Annotated in this window: 17 protein-coding genes; 11 read left to right on the forward strand and 6 right to left on the reverse strand. The window is 54.6% G+C overall.

Features of this window, described 5'->3' with window-relative positions:
* The 5 genes from sapD to MUU46_RS20735 all read right to left on the reverse strand — a co-directional run bounded on the left by sapD (window position 1) and on the right by MUU46_RS20735 (window position 6,887).
* Window positions 1-993 (reverse strand): putrescine export ABC transporter ATP-binding protein SapD, encoded by a 993-nt coding sequence (gene sapD / locus MUU46_RS20715; protein WP_159758868.1) that lies wholly within the window; start codon window positions 991-993, stop codon window positions 1-3.
* Window positions 993-1,883 carry a putrescine export ABC transporter permease SapC gene (gene sapC / locus MUU46_RS20720; protein WP_159758870.1) on the reverse strand — a complete coding sequence of 297 codons (891 nt, stop codon included), beginning with the start codon at window positions 1,881-1,883 and terminating at the stop codon, window positions 993-995. The genes sapD and sapC overlap by 1 nt, the downstream gene beginning before the upstream one ends.
* The gene (sapB, locus tag MUU46_RS20725) at window positions 1,870-2,835 is read right to left on the reverse strand and encodes a putrescine export ABC transporter permease SapB (protein ID WP_159758872.1); all 966 of its coding nucleotides are present in this window, start codon (window positions 2,833-2,835) and stop codon (window positions 1,870-1,872) included. Before sapB ends, sapC begins: the two co-directional genes overlap by 14 nt.
* On the reverse strand, window positions 2,832-4,481 hold the full coding sequence (sapA, locus tag MUU46_RS20730; RefSeq protein WP_258966534.1) for an ABC transporter substrate-binding protein SapA: 1,650 nt from the start codon (window positions 4,479-4,481) through the stop codon (window positions 2,832-2,834). The genes sapB and sapA overlap by 4 nt, the downstream gene beginning before the upstream one ends.
* A gap of 90 nt (window positions 4,482-4,571) precedes the next feature.
* Window positions 4,572-6,887, reverse strand: a complete 2,316-nt coding sequence (locus MUU46_RS20735) for a helix-turn-helix domain-containing protein (protein ID WP_258966535.1) — start codon at window positions 6,885-6,887, stop codon at window positions 4,572-4,574.
* A gap of 172 nt (window positions 6,888-7,059) precedes the next feature.
* Between MUU46_RS20735 and MUU46_RS20740 the strand changes: the two genes are divergently transcribed.
* Both MUU46_RS20740 and MUU46_RS20745 read left to right on the forward strand, forming a co-directional pair.
* Window positions 7,060-8,229, forward strand: coding sequence for a M20 aminoacylase family protein (locus MUU46_RS20740; RefSeq protein WP_258966536.1), 1,170 nt, complete (start codon window positions 7,060-7,062; stop codon window positions 8,227-8,229).
* Between the two features lie 27 nt (window positions 8,230-8,256).
* Window positions 8,257-9,651: an MFS transporter gene (locus MUU46_RS20745; RefSeq protein WP_159758880.1), complete on the forward strand. Its 1,395-nt coding sequence runs from the start codon at window positions 8,257-8,259 to the stop codon at window positions 9,649-9,651.
* Between the two features lie 33 nt (window positions 9,652-9,684).
* Here the strand turns inward: MUU46_RS20745 and pspF are convergent, their stop codons facing one another.
* On the reverse strand, window positions 9,685-10,653 hold the full coding sequence (gene pspF, locus MUU46_RS20750) for a phage shock protein operon transcriptional activator (protein WP_258966537.1): 969 nt from the start codon (window positions 10,651-10,653) through the stop codon (window positions 9,685-9,687).
* Between the two features lie 173 nt (window positions 10,654-10,826).
* Between pspF and pspA the strand changes: the two genes are divergently transcribed.
* From pspA to ycjQ, 9 genes are all read left to right on the forward strand, one after another.
* A complete protein-coding gene (pspA, locus tag MUU46_RS20755; protein WP_159758884.1) occupies window positions 10,827-11,495 on the forward strand; it encodes a phage shock protein PspA in 669 nt (222 codons plus the stop codon).
* A gap of 54 nt (window positions 11,496-11,549) precedes the next feature.
* A complete protein-coding gene (pspB, locus tag MUU46_RS20760) occupies window positions 11,550-11,771 on the forward strand; it encodes an envelope stress response membrane protein PspB (RefSeq protein WP_110507958.1) in 222 nt (73 codons plus the stop codon).
* Window positions 11,771-12,130 carry an envelope stress response membrane protein PspC gene (gene pspC, locus MUU46_RS20765; protein WP_258966538.1) on the forward strand — a complete coding sequence of 120 codons (360 nt, stop codon included), beginning with the start codon at window positions 11,771-11,773 and terminating at the stop codon, window positions 12,128-12,130. Before pspB ends, pspC begins: the two co-directional genes overlap by 1 nt.
* A 16-nt stretch (window positions 12,131-12,146) precedes the next feature.
* Entirely contained in the window at window positions 12,147-12,368 is a 222-nt protein-coding gene (pspD, locus tag MUU46_RS20770; RefSeq protein WP_159758888.1) for a phage shock protein PspD, read from the forward strand.
* Window positions 12,369-12,560: 192 nt separating this feature from the next.
* Window positions 12,561-14,273 carry a sugar phosphorylase gene (locus MUU46_RS20775; RefSeq protein ID WP_309582949.1) on the forward strand — a complete coding sequence of 571 codons (1,713 nt, stop codon included), beginning with the start codon at window positions 12,561-12,563 and terminating at the stop codon, window positions 14,271-14,273.
* A gap of 12 nt (window positions 14,274-14,285) precedes the next feature.
* Complete coding sequence (locus MUU46_RS20780) at window positions 14,286-15,575, forward strand: ABC transporter substrate-binding protein (protein WP_258966540.1); 1,290 nt, start codon at window positions 14,286-14,288, stop codon at window positions 15,573-15,575.
* Window positions 15,576-15,595: 20 nt separating this feature from the next.
* Window positions 15,596-16,477: a carbohydrate ABC transporter permease gene (locus MUU46_RS20785; RefSeq protein ID WP_133460298.1), complete on the forward strand. Its 882-nt coding sequence runs from the start codon at window positions 15,596-15,598 to the stop codon at window positions 16,475-16,477.
* Window positions 16,464-17,309, forward strand: a complete 846-nt coding sequence (locus MUU46_RS20790) for a carbohydrate ABC transporter permease (protein WP_159758894.1) — start codon at window positions 16,464-16,466, stop codon at window positions 17,307-17,309. The genes MUU46_RS20785 and MUU46_RS20790 overlap by 14 nt, the downstream gene beginning before the upstream one ends.
* 27 nt (window positions 17,310-17,336) lie before the next feature.
* Window positions 17,337-18,389: a D-guloside 3-dehydrogenase gene (gene ycjQ / locus MUU46_RS20795; protein WP_159759292.1), complete on the forward strand. Its 1,053-nt coding sequence runs from the start codon at window positions 17,337-17,339 to the stop codon at window positions 18,387-18,389.
* Window positions 18,390-18,394 lie beyond the last annotated feature (5 nt).

Genomic DNA, 18,394 nt, shown 5'->3' on the forward strand with positions numbered 1-18,394 from the left:
TCACTCTTTCTCCATGTTCAGCGGGAAATGACAGGCGAAAAGATGGTTTTTCGCGCCGGTCAGCCGCGGTCTTTCAATGCATTTACGCTGGGCGTAAGGGCAGCGAGGTCCAAGACGACAGCCAATCGGCAGCGATTGCAGCAGAGGAATGGCGCCGGGCATAGTGTTCAGACGACTTTTATGCGGCATTGAGCGGCCAAAGTCCGGCATCGCACGGATCAGCGCCTGAGTGTACGGGTGATGCGGAATGCTCACCAGATCTTCACTCGGCGCAGTTTCAACCGTTTGCCCGCAGTACATCACGTTAATTTTGTCTGCCCACTGGCTCAGCATTTGCAGGTCGTGGCTAATCAGCAAAATGGTCGTGTTGTTGTTCTGGTTGAGTCGGCTGAGCAGGCGGAAAATCTGAGCCTGAGTGGTCGGCTCCATGGCGTTGGTCGGCTCATCGGCAATCAGTAATCGTGGCTGATTAGCCAGCGCGATGGCAATCATCACCTTCTGACATTCGCCGTCCGTCAGTTCATACGGGAAGCTTCGCATCGCATCCTTATGGTCTTTAATACCGACGCGGTGCAGCAGTTCAATCGCCCGACGTTTACGCCAGCCGACGCGTTGCCACCAGCGGCCTTTGTAGGTCCAGCTTGGGATGTTTTGCATCAGCTGACGGCCAATACGCTCGGACGGGTCAAGACAGGACTGCGGTTCCTGGAAAATCATCGACACGTTATGGCCGACGAGCTTACGACGTTCACGGTTAGACAGGCGGAGCAGGTCGATATCATCAAAGCGCATACGGTCGGCAGTAACGCGCCAGTTATCTTTGGTCACGCCGCAAATCGCTTTAGCTATAAGGCTTTTGCCCGAACCTGATTCACCCACCAGACCACGAATTTCCCCTTCCGCGAGGGTCATGCTGACGCGGTCTACCGCTTTTACCCAGCCTTCGCTGGTGCGAAATTCGATGGTCAAATTACGAATATCAAGTAATGGCATTATTGCACCCCCGCATTAATGGCACGGCGAATACCGTCGCCCAGCAGGTTCACCAACAGTACGCTGACCATAATCGCCGCCCCTGGTAGCATCACGGTCCACGGCGCGACATAAATCAATTCCAGCGCATCGCCCAGCATCGCTCCCCATTCTGGGGAAGGGAGCTGCGCGCCCAAATCGAGAAAGCCCAGCGCGGCGATATCGAGGATCGCCATCGACAACGCGCGGGTGATTTCAGTCACCAGGCCAGCAGCGATGTTAGGCAGCACCGCATACCACAAAATGTTGCGTGTTGTTGCGCCGTCAAGACGGGCGGCAACCACGTAATCTTTTTCCAGCTCGTCATGCACCATGCTGTAAACCGAGCGCACCATGCGTGGCAGCAGCGCCAGCCAGACGGCGAACATCGCGTGCAACAAATGCGGCCCCGAGAAAGCGACGACAATAATCGCCAGCAGCAGGGACGGAATAGAGAGCAGGGTGTCCAGAATATGATTCAGTACCGCCGAACGCAGGCCGCGAGTGGAACCGGCAAACGCGCCAAGCACCAGCCCGAAAATCGTGGCGCCGAGGGTGACGACAAAGGCGCCGCCAACGGTCGGAGCCGCGCCGCTGAGCAGACGGCTCAGCACATCGCGCCCGAGATCGTCGGTTCCGAGGAAGAACGACACTTCACCGTAGCGGGACCACGACGGCGGCAGCAGCTGATAACCTAAAAACTGCTGATCGATACCGTAAGGTGCAAACCAGGTGCCGAAAACACACAACAGCGCCAGACCCGCGCAGCCGTACAGGCCAATCATCGCGGTCGTATCGCCGTAGAATTTACGCCAGACGGTGCGTATTACACCGGGAGGGCGTTTTTCCAGATAGACGCTATCGTAAGGCATACCATTCCTTATGTTTCAACGGGTTAGCCATGGCGCCCAAAATGTCCGAAATCACGTTCACAATAATGACCAGCGCACCAATCACCATTACACCTGCGGAAATCGCCGCATAGTCCTGCTGGCGAATGGCGTTAATCATCCAACGGCCAAGCCCCGGCCAGCTGAACACCATTTCGGTGATCATCGCCAGCGTCAGCATGGTGGAAAACTGCAGGCCGAGACGCGGAATCACTGGCGGCAGGGCGTTGTGCAGTACGTGGCGACGTAAAATCGTAAAGCGAGAAACGCCGCGTGTTGCCGCCGCCTTCACATAGTTGGTGTCGTAGACGTCAATGGTACTCAGGCGCATCAGACGGACCACTTCGGTAGTCGGCGCAACGGCCAGCGTCAGCACCGGCAGCACCATGTGGCGCAAGGCGCTCATGATCATCTCATCGCGCCAGGGAGAATCCGACAGCCACGCATCGATCAGCGCAAAACCGGTGACATTTTTCACCTCGTACAAAAGGTCGAAACGCCCGGAAACCGGCAGCCAGCCCAACGTTAATGAGAAAAACAGCGTCAGTAGCAGCGCCAGCCAAAATACGGGAATGGAGAAGCCGAGCAGGGCGAAGGCGCTGATGGTGTTGTCCTGCCATTTGTTGCGCATGATGCCCGCCAGCATTCCGACCGGAATGCCGACCAGCAGTGCAAAACCAAAGGCCAGAATGCACAGTTCCATGGTCGCCGGGAACACGTCTTTCAGCTGCTCAGAAATCAGCTGCCCGTTGATGCTGGACACACCGAAGTCCCAGTGCAGCAGGCCTTCGAACCAGAACAGCCAGGCGTTCCAGATCGATGCACCCTGTAACGGCGCATGAGGTGTGAAGTAGCTCAGGCTGAAGCCGACGAAGGTCAGGAGAAACAGTGTCACCATCAGTAAAAGCAGGCGGCGAAGGGTAAAAATGATCATGGTTTTTTGACCTCTTCCTGCTTTTCACGCGACACGCCCGCAAAGGAGGCGTTGCCAAACGGGCTCAGCACCAGGCCTTTGATGTCATAGCGATAGGCCTGCAACCGCAGCGATGAGGCGAGCGGCAGTACGGGCAATTCTTTTGCCAGAATCTGCTGTGCTTCGTCGTACGCGTCGATGCGGGAAGCCAGCTGTTGTGAGGCCAATGCCTTTTGCAGTACGGTGTCAAATTCGCGGTTACACCAGTGCGCAAAGTTAGTCTGGGAGCCAATCGCCGCGCAGCTTAGCAGTGGGCGGAAGAAGCTGTCGGGGTCATTACTGTCCGTTGCCCAGCCGGTGAGGGTCAGGTCGTGGTTCATGTCCATCAGACGCGCTTCCTGGAAACGACCTTCCACCGGAACGATGATCACTTTCACCCCCACCTGAGCCATATCGGCCTGAATCAGTTCGGCGGTTTTTAGCGGACTTGGGTTCCACGCCTGTGAGGTGGTCGGCACCCACAGGCGCAGCGTCAGGTTTTCCAGACCCAGCGCTTTCAACTGCTCGCGCGATTTTGCCGGATTGTATTCGGTAATTTTAGCTTCATTATCGTAGGCCCACGATGCGCGCGGCAGAATTGACGCGGCGGTTTCGGCGGTTCCGTAATAAATCGACTGCATCAGACGCTGGTTATTGATGGCCAGCGCCAGCGCGTGTCGTACCGCCGGATTGTTCATTGGCGGCTTATCTGTATTAAACGCCAGATAGGCGATGTTCATGCCAGGGCGCAGCGTCAGACGTAAACGCGGGTCGTCGCGCAGAATAGTGAGCTGGCTGGCAGCAGGCCAGGCGAGTACGTCGCACTCCCCGGTCAGCAGCTTGGACAGACGCCCTGTGCCGCCGGAACCTAAATCCACCACCACCTGCGGCATCAATGGTTCACCGCGCCAGAATCCTGGATGCCGCTGCAGGCGAATGTACTGCCCGGCGCGGTATTCATCAAGCTGAAAAGGCCCGGTGCCGACGGGCTGGCGGTCCATCAATTCCTGCTTGCCGATTTTAATGAGATTCGCCGCGTATTCGGCGGACATCACCGAGGCGTAGTGTGTGGCTAAATGCCACAGGAACGAGGCATCCGGGCGTTTCAGGCGAAATTCAACGGTGTGGCCGTCGAGTTTGCGCACGCTTTTGACGCTATCGGCAAATTGCAGGCTGTCGAAATAAGGGAAATTTGGCCCGTTAACGTTATGCCACGGATGATTGCGGTTAAAAATGCGCTCGAAGGTAAAGACTACGTCATCGGCATTCAGCGCGCGCGTGGGCTGGAACCACGACGTTTTCTGGAACTGTACGCCATTGCGCAAATGGAAGCGGTACGTTGCGCCGTTATCCAGCACTTCCCAACTCTCGGCGAGCTCCGGCACCAGACGGTAGGTATACGGGTCAACGTCTAACAAGCGGTCGTAAATTTGTGCCGCAAGGGTGTCGACAATCAGGCCGCTGCCCGCTTTCTGCGGGTTAAAGGTATTCACCTGGCCGCTGACGCAGTAGACGAAACCGCTGTCGCGAATGTCGCCATGCGGTGCCAATGCGGGCGGCGTGGCAGCCATCACGCTGCCGCACAGTAACCCCATCACTGCCAATAAAGATGATAATTTCAGGCGCATAATTTCTTCATAATTCAGACCGATCTGCAAAGTGTATCGCACTTACCGCAGCCAGGTACAAAACTCTGCGACTAACCGCTGCAAAAGTCATCAGGTTAGTGGGGTTAACTCGTAAAGCACCAGCGCATTACTCTCCAGTGAATCGGTGGTCTGCCAGCAGTCATGCAGATGTTCGTCGCAGACCGCAAGCGTCGGGCGGGCTTTATGCCTTACCCAGCGCCACACTTCTTCGTCGGGGCCGCTGGCGACGGTGAACGCGTCCAGTAGCGGGAACAGCGCGCCGTTGTGCTGGTCGTACAGATGCGATTTGATGCGCCATTTTCCGCTGAGCCCTTGCAGCTGAATGCGGTACTGCTGGCGAAAGCGCTGAATAAACGCCTCTTCGCTCGAGAGCCATGGGTTGAAAACCACCGTGTTGCGCAGCAGCAACTGGTAACGTCCTTCGTGGCGCAACAGCAGCAGATTTTTGTCGTTAACCAGCACTTCGCCACGCAGCCTTTGCCATAGCCACAGCACCCAATAAATCGGTCGCGGCAGGCCATGGTTGTACTGCAACGCCAGGCTTGAAGTGTCGAGAGTGTCGTTGGCGCGCGCTTCGCCCTGCAAACCTGAATTGAGCCAGAACCCCGCCAGCCAGACCTGTTCTGACAGTCCCAAGAGATTGTGCATCAACAGCGCGCCGCGGAAAAACCAGCCGTTGGTGGCGCGGGTATTGCCGGTCAGTGTGTTCCAGGAGAGCAGCCACAGCGGCAGGGTACGCTGTTGCTGGCGAAGCGCAGTTTGAATTTGCCGAATCTTTTGTACCGGGTAGTTTTCCGTCGATGCCAGACGGGCAGGGTCGAGCTGTGCCAAATCCAGTAGTTCATTGGCATCTGCCGGACAGGCCAGAAAATCGGCCTGTTTTAATATTGATGAGTTATAAAGTGCCTCGTCATGCTCGGGCAAACTGTTCACCGCAAAGCGGTGCCACAGGCCAAATTTGGCACGTGGCAGGTATTCACTGAGCGTCAATCGTTGCGTCTGCCAGACGTTTTGCCGTGCATCTTCACTGGCCTGCGAGGACCAGTGCCAGACGAACTGCCAGCCCGCGGTTACGTCCGCAGGAAAATGGTTGACCGACTGTTGCAGGAAATGACGCAGCAAATCGGCTCGAGTTGTCAGCCCGGTATGCAGTAGCACGGTCCATTTTTTCTCGGCAAGCCAGGTGAAAATCTGATGCAGGTTATACCAGCATGCATAACCCGCCATCAGCGGGTCGTCCCAACCGGTGGCAAACAGGCGGCTGCTAAGGAACGGTTCGCTGATGTCGATCCCGTAAATCGGGATCTGCGCATCAAGCGCTTCCAGTTCCCGGCGCACGTCTTCTCGCAGCAAATCGTCGAGTTCGCGCAGGGTAATCATCACCCGCGAGTGGCGAAGCGGGGCGACGCGCGAGTCAACATCACGTAAATCAACTACGCGTTCCTGCTGCTGGTGTAGCGTCAACGGTGACGGCTCCCAGCCACACGTTTCCGGCTCATTCAGCAGGCTGAACAATCGGTCGACCGCTACCGGAAACAGGCTGTTGCTGGTGGCCATGCGTGGGCGAGCGCCAGCGGCCGTATTCTGTCGCAGGCGACGAAATTCACGCGGGGTCATATTGTGATGACGACGGAACAGGTCACTCATCATACGGGTGCTGGCGAACCCTTGTTCAAGAGCAATCTGGTGCAGCGGGCGGTTGGTCAAACGCAGCGCATCCGCCGCCTTTTCAAGTCGCAGGGTGGTGATGTACTGCATAAAGCTGACCCCGACTTCCTTGCGAAACAGCCGGGAAAGCCAGGCTTCGGACACAAACTCCGCCATGGCAATTTCCGCCAGGGTGATGCGTCGTGTATAGCTGGCGTCAATACGTTCCACGACTTGCGTAATTCGCTTGCTCCAGCCCGGATTGTCTACCCGCTGGCTAATGCGTGCCGGTTGTTGAAAACGGGTGGTCAGTAATAGCAGTATTTCGCCGAGCCAGCGGTTGGCCTCCAGCGGGTAGCGGCTCTGGTGATTAATCAACGTAACGACTAATAGCTGGCGTAATAAATGCCGCAGTTCATCGCACTGCGGCCAGCTGCCGCTGGTTTCATCGGGAATGTGGTAGTCATGGGTAAAAATATCGCTGTACAGCCGCGTAAGCCAATGGCCGGAAAGCGTGACCTGTAATGTGGCGTTTGGGACTACGCTCGAAAGCTGCCAGCGCTGATTACGGTTGATGACGGTCAGATTATCGGCCTCGAGCAGTTGCCGCCTCTCCTGGGTTTGCAGCTCAGCGCTGCCTTCCAGCATCCACAGCAGCGTCAGGCCATTGCTTTCTTCCTGGCTGAGCTGACGCACGTCCAGAACTGTAACTGCAAACTCGCTGCCGCTTTGATCCATGACTTACCTCACATCAAGACAAAATAAAACCTGTTGTTTTTTGTCATAACTGAATTGTATGAAAAACAGTCATTAAGAATGCGTTACTTCACAACAAAAAAACGCACTTTGCCGGGGTTGTGGCGGCATAAACTCGACATTATCACTGTGAAGCAATAAAGGGATAACAAAAATGACACATCCAATTGTTGAAGCGCTGCAGGACACCGAAGAGCAGTTCATCGAACTGCGCCGTCACTTCCATCAGAATCCGGAAATTGGCTTCGAAGAACATCAAACCAGCGACCAAGTAGCACGACTGCTGACCAAATGGGGATACGAGGTGCATCGCGGCCTGGCAGGCACCGGCGTGGTTGGTACCCTCAAGGTGGGCAACGGCAGCAAACGGCTTGGTATCCGCGCCGACATGGATGCGCTGCCGATGCAGGAAAGCAGTGGCAAAGAGTGGGCCAGTAAAACAGACGGTAAATTCCACGGTTGTGGCCACGATGGTCACACCACAACGCTGCTGTATGCGGCGGAATATCTGGCGCGCACGCGCAACTTCAGCGGCACGCTGCACGTGATTTTCCAGCCTGCGGAAGAACTACTGTACGGTGGGCGCGTAATGGTTGAGGACGGCTTATTCGATAAGTTTCCCTGTGACCATATTTTCGGTCTGCACAATATGCCATCGCAAAAGCTTGGCAAAATTGGCCTGCACGATGGCGCAATGATGGCCTCATCCGACACGTTGCACATCGAAGTGACGGGTAAGGGCGGTCATGGCGCGGTGCCAGAACACACCGTAGATGCCACTCTCGTGGCGTGCCATATCACGGTGGCGTTACAGTCAATTGTGTCGCGCAATATCACGCCGTTTGAGCCAGCGGTCGTCACCGTCGGCAGCATCCAGGCCGGACATGCGCCGAACATCATCAACGAAAAAGTGCTGATGAAACTCACCGTGCGTACCCTCAGCGAAAAAGTACGCCAGACCGTGCTGCAGCGCATTCATGACATCGCCATCGCCCAGGCGGAAAGCTTTAACGCAACGGCCACTTTGACGCACGTCAACGGCAGCCCGGTGCTGAAAAACGATCCGGCTGCAAACGACATGGTACGCAGCGTAGCGGGCGATCTGTTTGGTAAGGATGAAGTGGTCACCATCGGTTCGTTTATGGGCAGTGAAGATTTCGCCTTCATGCTCGAAAAGAATCCGAACGGCTGCTATTTCACCATCGGCGCAGGCGACGAACCGGATCGCTGCATGGTGCATAACCCGGGATATGACTTCAACGACAAGATCCTCATCACCGGCGCGGCATTGTGGAGCGGGCTGACCGAACACTATCTGCGTTGATGACCGAACACGAAGGAGGGCCGCACGATGACTACCGTTCCCCTGACAGAAACCCGTCCGTTTGCCGGTAATGACCGGCTGCTGATGGGCATTGTTCTGAGCGTTTTGACCTTCTGGCTGTTTGCCCAGTCGGTCATAAACGTGGTTCCGGCGATGAAAAGCAGTCTCGACATTTCACTGGAAACGTTGACCCTGGCGGTCAGTCTTAGCGCCTTATTCAGCGGCTGCTTTGTGGTGGCCAGCGGCGGGCTTGCGGATAAATTTGGCCGCGTACGCCTGACGCTTATCGGTCTTGTGCTCAGCATTGTCGGCAGCGCGCTGCTGGTGATGTCACACGGCCCGGTGCTGTTTCTGGCGGGTAGGGTGATTCAGGGATTATCGGCGGCGTGCATCATGCCTGCGACTCTGGCGCTGATCAAAACCTGGTATGAAGGTAAGGCCCGTCAGCGGGCGATCAGCTTCTGGGTGATTGGTTCCTGGGGCGGCAGTGGGTTGTGTTCGTTCGTGGGTGGCGCAATCGCTACCGGCCTGGGCTGGCGCTGGATTTTTGTGTTCTCGATGGTGGCAGCGCTGGTGTCCTTTTTGTTGATTCGCGGGACGCCGGAAAGCCGAAGTGAAAGTGCACAAAACCGTAAGCTGGATCTCGGCGGACTGTTCAGCTTCGTGACAGCGCTGGTGATGCTGAACCTGTTTATCACCAAAGGTCACAGCTGGGGATGGAGCAGCGGCCTGTCGCTGTCCATGCTGAGCGGGGCGGTGCTGGCGACGCTGTGGTTCGTTCGTTCGGGCTTGCGTAAAGGCGATGAGGCGTTGATTGATTTTGCCCTGTTTAAAAATCGCGCCTACAGCGGAGCGGTGCTGTCGAACTTCATGCTTAACGGTTGCATCGGCACGCTGATGATCACCAGCATCTGGCTGCAGCAAGGGCATCACATGTCGGCGTTCCAGACGGGTATGATGACGATGGGGTATCTGGTGACGGTGCTGGTGATGATCCGCGTCGGTGAAAAGCTGCTCCAGCGCTACGGGGCGCGTCTACCAATGATGTTCGGCCCGGTGATTGCCTGTATCGGTGTGGCGCTGATTTCGTGCACCTTCCTCGAAAAATCGGTTTACATCGGCATCGTGTTCTTCAGCAACATTCTGTTGGGATTAGGCCTCGGCTGCTACGCCACGCCGTCAACTGACACCGCCGTCGTGAATGCGCCGGAGGAGAAAGTAGGCGTGGCCTCCGGCATCTACAAAATGGGCAGCTCCCTCGGTGGTGCGATGGGCATTGCGATCACCGCGTCGATTTACGCCATGCTGCTGCCCTTAGGCATGGCTCACGCCGCGCAGTATTCACTGTTGTTCAACAGTGCATTGTGTCTGGGTTCGATGCTGGCAAGTGCCGCCCTGCTGAGTAGGCCCGTGCAAGCGTAGCGCCGCCGGGCAATGGATGGCTGGGATAGGCTCTCAGAGCTGATGCTTCTTCAGCAATGCACGCAGCTGGTGGTAGGTAAGACCCAAGAGTTCAGCTGCTTTTTTTTGATTGAATCGGGCCTGTTGTAGCGCTTGCTGCAACAGGCCTTTTTCTTGCTGCTGCTGAAACTCCCGTAAATCCAGCGGCAGAGAAAGGGCGTGGGTTTCAGCTGCTTCTTCTACCGTGACCGGGCGCTGAAACGGGTCGAGAATGATGTTATCCAACGGCGCTTCAAAACTGGCGTGGCGATAAACCGACCGTTCCACAACGTTTTTCAGTTCACGAATATTTCCCGGCCAGCGATAGCTGAGCAGGGTTTCGCGCGCATGGTCGGTAAAGCCGGGAAACAGGGGTTGGTTTAGCTCGCGACACATCTGAATCGCAAAGTGTTCCGCCATCAGCATGATGTCCGTTTGCCGTTCGCGCAGTGGTGGAAGCTGCACCACGTCAAAAGCCAGGCGGTCGAGGAGGTCAGCGCGGAAGGTTCCGTCGCTGACCATCTGTGGCAGATCGGCATTGGTGGCGCATACCAGACGCACGTTGACCTGCAGCGGTTGGCTGCCGCCCACGCGCTCCAGTTCGCCGTACTCAATCACCCGCAGTAATTTCTCCTGCACCAGCATCGGGGCGGTTGCCAGTTCGTCGAGGAACAGCGTGCCGCCATCGGCGCGTTCAAATCGCCCTGGGTGGCGCTTCTGCGCGCCAGTGAAGGCGCCCGCTTCGTGGCCGAAAAGCTCTGAGTCGAGCAGGTTTTCATTCAGCGCCGCGCAGTTCAGTGAAATAAACGGACCTTGCCAGCGCGAAGAAAGAAAGTGCAGGCGGTTGGCGATAAGCTCTTTCCCGGTGCCGCGCTCGCCGATAACCAACACTGGCTTATCCAGCGGCGCCAGCCGTGAAACCTGTTCCAGCACCTCGAGAAAGCTGTTCGCTTCGCCGAGCAGGTTGTCCTTGTATTCTGCCATGATGAAATTCGCCACTAGTTAGTGTAATTCGCCATTTCACTGTAGCCGTCCGAGAGACACAATTCAACCATGGCGTGTAAAATCAATAACATAAAAAGTTGGCACGGCATTTGTATTATCTCATCAGCAGGGCCATGCCCGATAACAGAACTGAACGTATGAGGATTTGAATTATGGGTATTTTTTCTCGTTTTGCCGACATCGTGAACGCCAACATCAACTCACTGCTGGAGAAGGCTGAAGATCCGCAAAAACTGGTCCGTCTGATGATTCAGGAGATGGAAGACACGCTGGTGGAAGTGCGTTCCACTTCGGCCCGTGCGCTGGCAGAAAAGAAACACCTGACTCGCCGCGTAGAACAGGCTAACGCGCAGCAAGCTGAATGGCAGGAAAAAGCTGAGCTGGCACTGCGTAAAGAGAAAGAAGATTTAGCGCGTGCGGCGCTGATCGAAAAACAGAAGCTGACCGACATTATCGGCACGCTGGAAGGTGAAATCACGCTGGTCGATGAAACGCTGACCCGCATGAAAAAAGAGATTGGTGAGCTGGAAAATAAACTCAGTGAAACCCGCGCTCGTCAGCAGGCGCTGACCTTGCGTCATCAGGCGGCGAGTTCTTCCCGCGATGTGCGTCGTCAGCTGGATAGCGGCAAAATCGACGAAGCGATGGCGCGTTTTGAGTCCTTCGAACGCCGTATCGACCATATGGAAGCCGAAGCGGAAAGCCACGGTTTTGGCAAACAGAAAACGCTGGATCAGCAGTTTGCAGAACTGAAAGCCGATGACCACATCAGCGCGCAAATCGCTGAGCTGCGCGCCAAAATGAAACAGGATAACGAATAGTCATTTTCAGGCGGTGCTGAACACACCGCCGCTCATCATCTGTAAGGAGACCCCATGAGCGCGCTATTTCTGGCCATACCGTTGACGTTGTTTGTGTTGTTTGTCCTGCCGGTTTGGCTGTGGCTGCATTATAGCAACCGCTCCGGCGCTGATTTGTCGCAGAGCGAGCAGCAGCGTTTATCGCAGCTGACGGATGAGGCGAAACGGATGCGGGAACGCATTCAGGCGCTGGAACACATTCTCGACGCGGAACATCCGAACTGGAGAGAACAATAATGGCGGGATTAGATTTCAGTAAGAAGCTGTGGCGAATTCCACAGCAGGGCATGGTGAAGGGCGTGTGTGCCGGGATTGCACATTGGCTCGACGTTCCGGTGAAACTGGTGCGTCTGATTACCGTGCTGGCCATGATTTTTGGCTTGTTTTTCTTCGTGGTGGTGGCTTATATCATTATGACGTTTGCCCTCGACCCGATCCCTGACAATGAAATGTACGGCGAGAAAATGCCGTCCAGCGGCGAACTGCTTAACGCGGTGGATGCCGAGCTGGCGGCGAGTGAAAAGCGTTTGCGTGAAATGGAGCGCTACGTCACTTCCGACACTTTTTCGCTGCGCAGCCGTTTTCGCCAGCTGTAACTGAGAGAGGCATTTGATGAATTCAACATGGCAACGTACCGGGCAGAAGTTGAAACCCGGCCTGAAAATCGCGGGTAAGTTGGTTTTGCTGACTGCATTGCGTTACGGCCCGGCGGGCGTTGCCGGTTGGGCTATCAAATCCGTTGCTCGCCGCCCGATTAAAATGCTGCTGGCGGTGGCGCTTGAACCGGTGCTGGCACGTTTTGCCAGCCGCATGTCACGCAAGTATTTCTCCTGACAGACGGGGAGGGCTCTCCCCCTTTCTTTTTCCTTACCTTCCTTTTTTCTCGCCTTTCTTTGCATCGCATTACCTCATTTTTTTGCGGCAGCTCACAATTAATGCATTCCAGTGGACACAGATCCTCTTTTTGCGTTTTTTCCCATGCTCATCGCGTTGACATCGCATTTTCCGGAGAGTAGATTTCAGTCCGTGGGACCGCTACCATGGAAAATAAACGTGAAAGAAAAAATAAAACCTCTGATTGACAGTGTGTATGGCAATTCATTTTTAACGCACCAGATGACGCAACTTTTTTCAGATATTGAAAAAGCAAAACTACGTATTAGCGAACGACGTAAAATGAGCTGGGATCAGCAGGATGTAGTATTAATTACCTATGCTGATCAAATTCGTTCAGAGGGAAAGAAAAGCCTGCCGATATTTACTGGTTTTTTTAATCGCTGGCTGAAGGAAAGTTTTTCCCACGTTCATCTTTTACCTTTTTATCCTTGGTCTTCTGACGATGGTTTCTCTGTGGTGGATTATCATCTGGTCGAAGCGACGTCGGGTGACTGGCAGGACGTTGCCGACCTCAAGCGCTCGTCAAATCTGATGTTTGATTTTGTCTGCAACCATATGTCCGCGAAAAGCGAATGGTTTTCCCGCTATCTGCGTCAGGAACCTGGCTTCGAAAACTTCTTTATCGCCGTTGACCCCGACACCGACCTTTCCGCTGTGACCCGTCCGCGAGCCTTGCCATTGCTGACGCCGTTTACCTTAAGCGATGCGTCAGTGCGCCATCTATGGACGACCTTCAGCAACGATCAAATCGACCTTAATTTTGCCGAGCCGGAGGTGCTGATTGCGATGGTTAACGTTCTGTTGCATTACCTGGAGCAGGGTGCAGATTATGTTCGTCTGGATGCCGTCGGTTTCATGTGGAAAGTGCCGGGCACCTCCTGCATTCATCTGCCGCAAACTCACACGTTAATTAAGCTCTTTCGCGCAATCGCGGAAGAGGTCGCTCCGGGTACGGTGGTCATTACTGAAACCAACGTCCCGCACAAAGACAACGTCGCCTATTTCGGTAACGGCCACGACGAAGCGCAGATGGTATACCAATTCTCTCTGCCGCCACTGGTGCTGCATGCCATGCACAGCGCAAATGTAGAAACGCTTTGCCAATGGGCGCAGAGTTTGATGCTTCCATCGGCGGACACCACCTGGTTTAACTTCCTTGCCTCTCATGACGGGATTGGGCTCAACCCGCTGCGTGGGATCCTGCCAGAAGACGATATCCTGCAACTTGTTGAAAAATTGCAGCAGCAGGGTGCGTTGGTAAACTGGAAAAACAACCCGGACGGCAGTCGTAGCCCGTATGAAATCAACGTTACCTACATGGATGCGTTAAGCCCGAAATCCAGCAGTGATGACGACCGAATTGCCCGCTTTGTGCTGGCCCATGCGGTATTGCTCAGTTTTCCGGGCGTACCAGCCATCTATATCCAAAGCATCCTTGGTTCACGTAATGACTACGCTGGCGTTGAAAATGCAGGTTATAACCGGGCGATCAATCGTCAGAAATATGACCTGGATGAAATCGAAGCGGCAATGTCTCAAGCGGGCAGTCTGCGTCAACGCGTCTATCATCGACTGGCGCGCCTGATTGTTTTGCGTCGTGAACACCATGCTTTTCATCCGAATGCGAAAGCCGAATTTACCGCGATCAATCGCAGCGTAATGCAAATTACCCGAACGACGGAAAACAACCAACGTATTACAGGTTTATTTAATTTCAGCGATCGCCCACAGAGTATTCATCAGCAGTATAACCATGCCCGAGAATTAATAAGCGACTGCGATTTAACTGATTGTGAATTGAATCTTGCGCCATGGCAGGTAATGTGGATTCAGGATAAATAAAAGGAAGAATAAATGAAAATGGCAAAAACTGTGCTGGTAACGGCTCTGGTTTCCTGCGTCCTAATTTCAGGGTGCCGGGATGATAATAAAACCGTCACGATTGAATTTATGCACTCGTCGGTGGAGCAAGAGCGCCAGGCAGTGATCACGAAATTAATTGAGCGCTTTGAAAAAGAGAATCCGGGCATTGTCGTTAAACCGGTTCCGGTCGAAGAAGATGCCTTTAACACCAAAGTCATCACCCTGGCGAGGACCGGGGCGCTGCCTGCGGTGATGGAAGTCAGCCACGACTACGCCAAAGTACTGGATAAAGAGCAATTGCTGGACCGGGGTGCCATCGCCAAATCCATCAGTGATATCGGTGAGGATCAATTCTACGACGGCGTATTACGCATCGTGCGCACCGAAGACGGAAAAGCCTGGACTGGGGCACCCATCAGTGCCTGGATTTCTGGAGTCTGGTATCACAAAGACGTGCTGGCGGCCGCGGGAGTCGCGGAACCTCATAACTGGCAGGAATTATTAGCCGCAAGTAAAGCGCTGAACAATCCGGCGAACAAAAAGTATGGTATTGCGCTGCCTACCGCAGAGAGTGTAATGACCGAGCAAGCATTCTCACAGTTTGCACTTTCGAACAACGCCAACGTATTTAACAGTCAGGGTGGCATCTCACTCGATACCCCAGAAATGCGCAACACGCTGGCGTTCTATCGCGATTTAGCCACCACCACGATGCCTGGGTCCAACGATGTGATGGAGATAAAAGATGCCTTCATGAATGGCTCTGCGCCGATGGCGGTCTATTCCACCTACATTCTCCCGGCGGTTTACAAAGAAGGCAATCCGGCCAATCTGGGCTTTATGGTGCCGACGCAAACGACGCCTGCGGTATACGGCACAGTGACGTCTCTGACCATCACCGCAGGTCAGGAAAAGGCACAAACAGAGGCGGCAGAGAAGTTCGTCGTATGGATGGAGAAGCCACAGAATTCCGCCGACTGGGTAATGATGTCACCAGGCGCGGCATTACCGATGACCAAAAGCGTGGTCGACACCGCGACATGGAAAGAAAACCCGGTTATCAAAGCGTTTGGTCAGTTGCCATATGAGCTGATTGCCCAATTTCCGAACGTGAAGGTGTTCGGTGCTGTTGGCGATAAAAACTTTACCCGAATGGGCGATGTCACTGGTTCAGGAACCATCAGCGCCATGGTCAATGCCGCGACGGTAGGTAAAAAACCGATTGAACCGCTGCTGGCTGAAGGGCAAAAACGCCTCGATGCCCTCGTACAACAGCCATGAAACAGGCAGGATACGGGATGATGAAGAAGTTGATGTCGGGTCGCTCCGACTTACCGTTTGCCATGATGCTGCTCGGCCCAAGCCTGTTGCTGCTGGCCGGTCTGGTGGCCTGGCCGATGGTCTCCAATATCGAAATCAGTTTTCAGCACCTGCCGTTGAACCCACGCATTGCGTCGACCTTCGTCGGGCTGGATAACTACACACGTATTCTCAGCGACCCGGGTTTCTGGCACTCATTGTGGATGACCTTCTGGTACACCGCACTGGTGGTGCTGGGCAGTACCGGGTTAGGGCTAGCGGTGGCGGTGTTTTTCAACCGCGAATTCCGTCTGCGCAAAACGGCACGCTCGCTGGTGCTGTTGTCCTACGTGACGCCATCAATCTCGTTGGTCTTTGCGTGGAAATACATGTTCAACAACGGCTACGGGATCGTGAACTACCTCGGCGTAGATGTGTTGGGACTGTATAAGCAGGCACCGCTGTGGTTTGACAACCCGAACAGCAGCTTTGTCCTGGTGGTGCTGTTCGCCATATGGCGTTATTTCCCTTACGCCTTTATTTCGTTTTTAGCCATATTGCAGACCATTGATAAATCTCTGTACGAAGCGGCGGAAATGGACGGGGCAAATGGATGGCAGCGTTTTCGCATCGTCACGCTTCCGGCGATCATGCCGGTGTTGGCGACCGTGGTAACGCTACGCACTATCTGGATGTTCTACATGTTCGCTGATGTCTATCTGCTGACCACGAAGGTCAATATTCTTGGCGTCTATCTGTATAAAACGGCGTTTGCCTTTAACGATTTGGGTAAAGCCGCCGCGATTTCCGTGGTGCTGTTTGTGATCATATTTGCAGTGATTCTGCTGACCAGAAAACGGGTGAATTTCAATGGCAACAAATAAACAACGTCGCAGGAGTGCCGTGCTTTTTTACGTCGGGCTGGCGCTGTTCCTCGGCTTCACACTGTTTCCGTTCTTTGTGATGCTGATGACCTCGTTTAAAAGTGCGAAAGAGGCTATTTCACTGCATCCGACGCTGCTGCCGCAGCAATGGACCGTAGAGCACTACATCGATATTTTTAATCCGCTGATTTTCCCGTTCGTCAGCTATTTCCGTAACAGCCTGGTGGTGTCGATTGTTTCGTCGGCTATCTCGCTATTCCTCGGGACGCTCGGTGCGTGGGCATTGTCGAAACTGCGCTTTCGCGGCCGTGAAACCATCAATGCCAGTTTTTACACCGTCTACATGTTCTCCGGGATTCTGCTGGTGGTGCCGCTGTTCAAAATCATCACCGCTCTGGGCATTTACGACACCGAACTGGCGCTGATCGTCACCATGGTGACGCAAACGCTGCCAACAGCCATTTTCATGCTTAAAAGCTACTTCGACACTATCCCGAATGAAATCGAGGAGGCAGCGATGATGGACGGCCTGAACCGGCTGCAAATCATCTTCCGTATCACGGTGCCGCTGGCGATGTCCGGCCTGATATCGGTGTTTGTGTACTGCTTTATGGTGGCGTGGAACGACTATCTGTTTGCGTCAATTTTCCTCTCCAGTGCAGAGAATTTCACGCTGCCAGTGGGACTGAACACGCTGTTCAGTACGCCGGATTATATCTGGGGACGAATGATGGCCGCATCGCTGGTGACCGCGCTGCCCGTCATTATCATGTACGCGCTTTCCGAGCGCTTTATTAAGAGTGGTTTGACAGCCGGCGGCGTTAAGGGCTAAGGCAGTCAGTTTGACAAGGTATGAATGATGAAAAAATTAGTGGCAACTGCTCCGCGCATCGCGGCACTGGTGGAATATCAGGACCTGCCGGTAGCAGCAAATGAAGTTAAAGTTCGTGTGCGTTACGGCGCGCCAAAGCATGGCACCGAAGTGGTTGATTTCCGTGCGGCCAGCCCCTTTATTGATGAGCAGTTTGATACCGAGTGGCAGCTCTTTACCGCTCGGGAGGCTAACGCGCCGCGCGGCATTGAGTTCGGCAACTTCCAGCTCGGAAATATGGTGGTTGGCGACATCATTCAGTGTGGTGCCGATGTGACAGACTATCGTGAAGGTGACAGTGTCTGCTGCTACGGCCCACTGGCAGAAACCGTCATTGTTAATGCCGTGAATAATTACAAACTGCGCAAAATGCCTGCTGGCGCGTCGTGGAAAAATGCGGTCTGTTATGACCCGGCGCAGTTCGCGATGAGCGGTGTGCGCGATGCCAATGTTCGCGTGGGCGATTTTGTGGTGGTGATTGGCCTGGGGGCTATTGGTCAAATTGCGGTGCAGTTGGCGAAAAAAGCTGGTGCATCGGTTGTTATTGGCATCGATCCGATTGACCATCGTTGTGAGATAGCGCGTCGCCACGGGGCCGATGTGTGTCTGAACCCGATCGGCACCGATGTCGGCCTTGAAATCAAAAAACTGACCGGTAGGCAGGGCGCTGACATCATCATCGAGACCAGCGGTTACGCTGACGCGCTGCAATCCGCGCTGCGGGGCCTGGCCTATGGTGGCACGATTTCATACGTCGCATTTGCCAAACCGTTTTCCGAGGGCTTCAACCTCGGGCGTGAAGCACATTTCAACAACGCCAAAATCATCTTCTCCCGCGCGTGTAGCGAACCTAATCCGGACTATCCGCGTTGGAACCGTAAGCGTATCGAGGAAACCTGCTGGGAATTGCTGATGAACGGTTATCTCAACTGTGACGACCTGATTGACCCGGTGGTGCCGTTCAGCGAAAGCCCGGAGAGCTACATGAACTTCGTCGATAAACAGCCTGAACTGAGTATCAAAATGGGCGTCACTTTTTAAGCGCA

This window comes from Scandinavium tedordense, assembly GCF_024764965.1.
GTDB classification, from domain to species: Bacteria; Pseudomonadota; Gammaproteobacteria; order Enterobacterales; family Enterobacteriaceae; genus Scandinavium; species Scandinavium tedordense.